Origin of the sequence: Pseudonocardia xinjiangensis, from assembly GCF_012911925.1 — a bacterium.
Taxonomy (GTDB): domain Bacteria; phylum Actinomycetota; class Actinomycetes; order Mycobacteriales; family Pseudonocardiaceae; genus Pseudonocardia; species Pseudonocardia xinjiangensis.
This window is the reverse complement of the sequence record NZ_JAAXKY010000252.1, coordinates 1-5,696: the sequence shown is the minus strand read 5'-3', so window position 1 is coordinate 5,696 and position 5,696 is coordinate 1. Positions and strand designations below refer to the sequence as shown.

The following is a 5,696-nucleotide window of genomic DNA, read 5'->3' as shown; positions in this document are numbered from 1 at the left end:
GCTCCCGCCCCGAAGCCCGCCCCGAAGCCTGCGCCCAAGCCCGCGCCCAAGCCGGAATCGAGCTCTGGTTCCGGGGCCGTGGTCCACCCGGGCGCCTTCTGTTCGTCTGCCGGGGCCGTCGGAGTCACGAGCGCGGGCACGGCGATGTCCTGCAAGCTCGACAGCAAGGGTGAGCGGCTCCGGTGGTCGAAGGCCTGACGCGGTGGCTCCCCGAGGCGCAGCTGCGGGACGACGGGCGCCCGATGATCGGCTCACGCTCTCGCGGGTGGGGCATGATCTCGACATGGCCAGCGCCCGTCCCGCCTCCGACCTCGATCTCGACGGGCGGCGGTTCGCCATGGTGTCGTCCACGGCGAGCGAGGTCGATCCGGCCTCGCCCACGGTCTTCGACTACCACGAGCGCGACGGCATGGTCTGGGGCGAGTACGAAGGCGACACGGTTCGTATCGGTCGCTTCGTCGGCACGCGCGAGGAGCGGCGGATCTCGATCCGGTTCACCCACGTCGTCGACGCCACCGGCGAGGTGGTGGGCGGTGCGGCGGCGAGTCGCATCGAGCCGCACGCCGACGGTCTGCGGCTGGTGGAGGACTTCCGCACGGCCGACGGCGACCAGGTCAGTGTCTGCGTGGAAGTCCGGTCCGCGACGTAACGGCCAGTACCGTCTCGTCGTCCGCTCGGCGTGTCCGGCGTACCTCATTGCAGGGCACCTGAGCGCTTCACCGTCCGCATGAGCGGCGCGGTCTCCACCTCGCGGACCAGTGGTAACGCGCCGATCCGCTCGGTCAGGTACCGGTAGAAGTCCGGTCCGTCCCGGCAGACCACGGCGGCCAGGAGATTCGTCGCGCCGGTGGTGGCCGCGCAGAACGCCACCTCCGGGTGGGCGGCTATCGCGGCACCTGTGTCGGCGAGGTGCGAGGGTGGTACCGACGCCCAGAGCCGAGCCTCCGTGTGGAAGCCCATGACCTTCTCGTCGACGTCGACGTCGAAGTAGAGGACTCCGGCAGCGCGCAGCGCCTCGATCCGGCGCGCCACCGTCGACTCCGACCAGCCGGTCGCGGCCGCGAGCGCGGGGTACCCCGTGCGGCCGTCGTGGGACAGTGCGCGCAGCAGCGGGCGGTCGGTGTCGGTGAGGATCGCCGGCCGCCCCCCGCGAGGCAGGCCGGTGCTCAGTGCCGCGACCTGGGCATCGTCGAGCACGTGGAGTCCGCGGAACCCGCCTACGTCGTTGCCGAAAACGTTCAGGACGCTGTGCGCGGTCACCGACACCACCGGTTCGGTGCGCTGCAGCCGGTGGAGGATGAGCTCGTCGCGCTCCTCCGGAGACCAGGAGTGCAGGCTCGCGGTGATCTCCGTGCCTCCGGACACCAGATGCACCCACTGGGTGTCCTCCCGGCGAGCGAGCGCGAGAGCCACCTCGCCGGCCGAGCCGGGCTGACAGCGCACGCGGATGACCCAACGGGCGCTGCCGACCGCGGCCGCGTCGATCGCGCCCACCGGACGCACGATGCCCGCACCGCGCAGGCGGGCGTAGCGGCGGGCCACCGTCCGGTCCGAGACGCCCAGGACCTCGCCGAACCGGGCGAACGGCGCCCGTCCGTCGACCATCAGGGCGTGGACCAGGCTGCGGTCGAGATGGTCGAACGTGACGGATTCCATCTGCATGGTCCCTAGCTTGTCAGTTTCTTGTGGTCTTCGAGGTAACGACTACACACAACGTCAAGGTGGGCTGGAATTCGTCGTATGCGATCCCGATGGTGGCCGTTGGTGGCCATATGCCTTGGTTCCTTCATGCTGCTGCTCGACGTCACGATCGTGACGGTGGCGATCCCGGACATGGCGGCGGACCTGCACGCCTCGTTCGCGGACCTGCAGTGGGTCCTGGACGTGTATGCACTGGTGCTCGCGGCGTTGCTGCTGGGTGCGGGCTCGGCGGCCGACATCGTCGGCCGCCGCCGCGCGTATGTCGCCGGGCTGGCGCTGTTCGCGCTGGGCTCGCTGGCTTGTGGGCTCGCCCCGACCGCAGGGGTGTTGATCACGGCGCGTGGTCTGCAGGGCATCGGCGGTGCGCTGATGTTCGCGACGACCACCGCGATGCTCAACGCCACCTACTCCGGCCGTGACCGTGGTGTCGCGTTCGGCATCTGGGGTGCGGTCAACGGGGCGGGCTCCGCCCTGGGCCCGCTGATCGGTGGGTTGCTGACCGAGCACGCCGGTTGGCGGTGGATCTTCCTGGTTAACCTTCCGATCACGGTGGTCACCATCGTTCTGACGCTGGTGGTCTGCGCCGAGACCCGCCGGCCGGGTGTGCGACTCGACGTTGCGGGCGTGCTGGGGTTCACGGTGTTCGCCGGTGCGCTGACCTACGGCCTGATCCGGGCCGGGGACCACGGCTGGTCGGCTCCGGGAACGTGGCTGTTCCTGGTGCTCGCGGTGCTGGCGCTGGCGGTTTTCCTGAGCATCGAGCGGCGCGCGGAGTTCCCGTCGCTGGACCTGCGATTGTTCCGGTCCGGCTCGTTCACCGCGACGATCACCGCGGGCCTCCTCCTGATGGCCTCGGCGTTCGCGATCCTGGCGTTCACCTCGGTGTGGCTGCAGGGGGTGCTCGGGCTCTCGCCGATCGCGGCGGGGGTAGCGCTGTTACCGCTGGCCGGTTGTGCGTTCCTGGTCTCCGCGCTGGCCGGGCGGGTGGTGCAGGGCATCTCGCCGCGCTGGACGGTAGGCGGGGGGATGGTGCTGATCGGGGTCGGTGGCTGGCTGCAGGCGCTGATCGGGCCGAACTCGAGTGCGTCGGCGCTGCTGCCGGGGCTCGCGGTGGTGGGGTTGGGCTGTGGGCTGGCGATCCCGGCGCTGACGTCCGCGGCGATGTCGGCTGCTCCACCGCAGCTCGGGGGGATGGTCGCCGGCGCGCTGAACACCTCGCGGCAGTTGGGCTACGCGCTGGGTGTGGCGGTGCTGGGTCTGGTGTTCCGCGCCACGGTCGAGACACACTTGAGTGACCCGAGCCTGGTCGGGGCGGTGGTGGCAGGGCAGGCGCCGCGGACCCGGGCGGTCGGTGAGGCGATCGTCGCGGGCTTGAACATCGGCTATCTGGTCGCCGGTGCGGCGGGGGTGCTGGGCGGCCTGCTGGTGCTGTGGCTGGTGCGTCCGGCGACCGCCCCGGACACGTCCCAGCCGACCTCCACCGCTTCTCGGGCCACAACCACCACACCGCCGATCACCACGTCCCCGGCACCAACTCACAACTGACCGCCCCGGGCACGGGCCGAGCCGACCATCGCCCGACCGGGATCGGATCGCGACGTCCTTCGTCACCCATCAGGAAAGTGGAGGTAACAATGACCGACCAGAGCTCGTGGTCCGACCCGGACAACTGGGCACGGATGCAGGTCGAGAAGATCCTCGAGACCGGCACCACCGAAGGGGTCGACGTCCAGGGCATGCCGATCGTGTTGCTCACCCTGCGCGGCGCGAGGTCCGGCAAGGTGCGTCACACGCCCGTCATGCGCGTGGAGCACTGCGGGCGGTACGCCGTCGTCGCCTCCAAGAGCGGTGCCGCGGAGCATCCCGTCTGGTACCACAACATCACGGCCCACCCCGAGATCCAGCTCCAGGACGGCGCCGAGACCCGGACCTTCGTCGCCCGCGAGGTCGACGGGGCAGAGCGCGCCAAGTGGTGGGACCACGCTGTCAAGGCCTACCCGGCCTACGCCGAGTACCAGGCAAGGACCGGCCGCCGGATCCCCGTGCTCGTGCTGGAGCCCCGATAACCGGCCGGCTCGGCCGGCTCGGCGAACCTACATCCCCGCAACGCCGGAGCAGGCGTTGTGTACCAGGCTGAATGCGAGCACGTGATGCGCATCGACATGCACGCCCACTACTTCCCGACCGAGTACCTCGACAAGCTCGAGGCGTGTGGCAGCGGCTTCACCGCCATCGCCCGGGGACTTGGTGCCGGTGACGACCCGGGGGAGATCGACAAACGCCTCGCTTTGATGGATGCAGCCGGCGTCGACATGCAGTTGCTCTCCGCAACCCCGCAGCTCCCGGTCTTCGACAGACCTGGTGACGCCATCGACTCCGCCAAGCTCGCGAACGATCTCTATGCAGATCTGATCTCCCGGTATCCCCGGCGCTTCGCCGGCCTGGCCACGACGCCGCTCCCGCACGGCGAGGCGGCGGCTGAGGAACTGTCGCGCGCGATGGACGAACTCGGGCTCCACGGCGCGTCCATCGGGACCGAGGTCGCCTACCGCACGTTGGGCGACAGGTCCTTCGAACCGCTGTGGTCCGAGCTCGACCGACGCAACGCGATCCTCTACATCCATGCCTCCGGCCAGGATGCGGCCTCACCCTTGATCGCGGACCACGGCCTGCGCTGGGTGGTCGGCGCGCCTTTCGAAGACACGATCGGCCTGCTGCACCTCATGGCCGCCGGGGTGGTCAGGCGGCACCCGAACATCAAGTTTCTCGTCGCCCATCTGGGAGGGCCGCTTCCCTTCCTCGCCCAGCGGATCGACGACAACCGGCCGTACTGGCAGGAGGGATTCCCGGAACGCCCCACCCAGGCCTGGAGGAAGATGTGGTGGGACGCTGCCAACTTCCACGGGCCCGCGTTGCGCTGTGCCGTGGACACCTTCGGGGCCGACCGGATCGTCCTGGGTTCCGACTTCCCGTACGTCCAGGGGGACCTGTATCTGCGAGCGCGGACCTACATCGAAGAGGCGGGTCTGTCGGCGACGAGCGTCGAAGGCATACTCGAGCGGAACGCCGCTGCGTTGCTCGGGCTGTGACGGAGCATGCGAACCGGCGACGGTCCGTGCCGACCTACTCACTCGAGCCCGGCGTGGTCGTCGCTCGCGCGGATGAACCGCGTCATGCCGACCTGCTGGGTCGGGGGCGGCGAGGTGGGCACGTCGTGGGGCAGCAGGTAGGGCCGCCGGACCACCTCGTCCATCACGAGCACCGACTCCACCGCGCGGATCTCGGGCAGCGGCGCCAGCACGTCGGTGACGAAGTGGTGCACCTCGGCCACGTCCCGGGCGCGGACGAGCAGCATCGCGTCGTGCTGGCCCGTGGTGACGGCGCAGTACTCGACCTGGCTCATCTCCGTCACGCGGCGGCGGAACGAGGACCACGTCTGCGGGCTCACCGTGACGAAGACGAGGGTGCAGATCCCGAAGCCGACCTTGCGCGGGTCGACCTGGGCGCTGAAGCCGGTGATCACGCCGGAGGCGAGCAGGTTCTCCACGCGCGTGTAGACCGTGGCGCGGGAGACCCCCACCTGATCGGCGAGGGCCGACATGGAGATCCGGCCGTCGCTGCGCAGCCCGGCGAGGATCCTCTGGTCGACGTCATCGGGTGGGCCGGCGGTTCGTCCAGTCGACGGGCTCGCGGCATCCTTGCCTCTGGACATTCGTGCCCTCTCTGGCCGCAACAGGTGTCGTTCATCCGCCGTGATCGATTGTTACTGGACGAGCTGAGAAGCAGTGCCGCATGATACGGCCGAATCGTCTAGTTGACGCTGTCTGCGGGCGCAATCCGTCGAGCCGCGACACGCGCGCGCGTGGGGGTACTCATGACCGGTCCGATGTCCATCCGCGGTCGCGGCCGCTCGGTGGCGCTGGCTGCCGCCGCCGCACTGGTGGCCGTGGCCGTGGCCGCCTGCGGGTCCGGCTCGTCGGGTGGCGGCGGGGGAG

Annotated in this window: 6 protein-coding genes and 1 pseudogene; 5 read left to right on the top strand and 2 right to left on the bottom strand. The window is 70.1% G+C overall.

Features of this window, described 5'->3' with window-relative positions:
• Positions 1 to 198: pseudogene (locus HF577_RS37755) on the top strand (hypothetical protein); the annotation flags it as partial.
• Positions 199 to 283: 85 nt separating this feature from the next.
• Positions 284 to 649 (top strand): hypothetical protein, encoded by a 366-nt coding sequence (locus HF577_RS36345; RefSeq protein ID WP_211175394.1) that lies wholly within the window; start codon positions 284 to 286, stop codon positions 647 to 649.
• Between the two features lie 44 nt (positions 650 to 693).
• Here the strand turns inward: HF577_RS36345 and HF577_RS36340 are convergent, their stop codons facing one another.
• Positions 694 to 1,662: an Lrp/AsnC family transcriptional regulator gene (locus tag HF577_RS36340; RefSeq protein WP_312859613.1), complete on the bottom strand. Its 969-nt coding sequence runs from the start codon at positions 1,660 to 1,662 to the stop codon at positions 694 to 696.
• A 78-nt stretch (positions 1,663 to 1,740) separates the two neighbouring features.
• Here HF577_RS36340 and HF577_RS36335 point away from each other — a divergent pair, with 78 nt between their 5' ends.
• The 3 genes from HF577_RS36335 to HF577_RS36325 all read left to right on the top strand — a co-directional run bounded on the left by HF577_RS36335 (position 1,741) and on the right by HF577_RS36325 (position 4,790).
• Positions 1,741 to 3,246 (top strand): MFS transporter, encoded by a 1,506-nt coding sequence (locus tag HF577_RS36335; RefSeq protein ID WP_169400533.1) that lies wholly within the window; start codon positions 1,741 to 1,743, stop codon positions 3,244 to 3,246.
• 89 nt (positions 3,247 to 3,335) lie between these two features.
• Positions 3,336 to 3,767, top strand: a complete 432-nt coding sequence (locus tag HF577_RS36330; protein WP_169400532.1) for a nitroreductase family deazaflavin-dependent oxidoreductase — start codon at positions 3,336 to 3,338, stop codon at positions 3,765 to 3,767.
• A gap of 57 nt (positions 3,768 to 3,824) precedes the next feature.
• Positions 3,825 to 4,790: an amidohydrolase family protein gene (locus HF577_RS36325; protein WP_211175392.1), complete on the top strand. Its 966-nt coding sequence runs from the start codon at positions 3,825 to 3,827 to the stop codon at positions 4,788 to 4,790.
• Between the two features lie 38 nt (positions 4,791 to 4,828).
• Here HF577_RS36325 and HF577_RS36320 read toward each other — a convergent pair whose 3' ends face one another.
• The gene (locus HF577_RS36320) at positions 4,829 to 5,413 is read right to left on the bottom strand and encodes an Lrp/AsnC family transcriptional regulator (protein WP_169400531.1); all 585 of its coding nucleotides are present in this window, start codon (positions 5,411 to 5,413) and stop codon (positions 4,829 to 4,831) included.
• Between the last annotated feature and the right edge of the window lie 283 nt (positions 5,414 to 5,696).

What these genes read in the sequence shown, in the direction of transcription:
- HF577_RS36345 (WP_211175394.1), top strand. Translation starts at nt 284, where the DNA reads ATGGCCAGCGCCCGTCCCGCCTCCGACCTCGATCTCGACGGGCGGCGG.
- HF577_RS36340 (WP_312859613.1), bottom strand. Translation starts at nt 1,662, where the DNA reads ATGCAGATGGAATCCGTCACGTTCGACCATCTCGACCGCAGCCTGGTC.
- HF577_RS36335 (WP_169400533.1), top strand. Translation starts at nt 1,741, where the DNA reads ATGCGATCCCGATGGTGGCCGTTGGTGGCCATATGCCTTGGTTCCTTC.
- HF577_RS36330 (WP_169400532.1), top strand. Translation starts at nt 3,336, where the DNA reads ATGACCGACCAGAGCTCGTGGTCCGACCCGGACAACTGGGCACGGATG.
- HF577_RS36320 (WP_169400531.1), bottom strand. Translation starts at nt 5,413, where the DNA reads ATGTCCAGAGGCAAGGATGCCGCGAGCCCGTCGACTGGACGAACCGCC.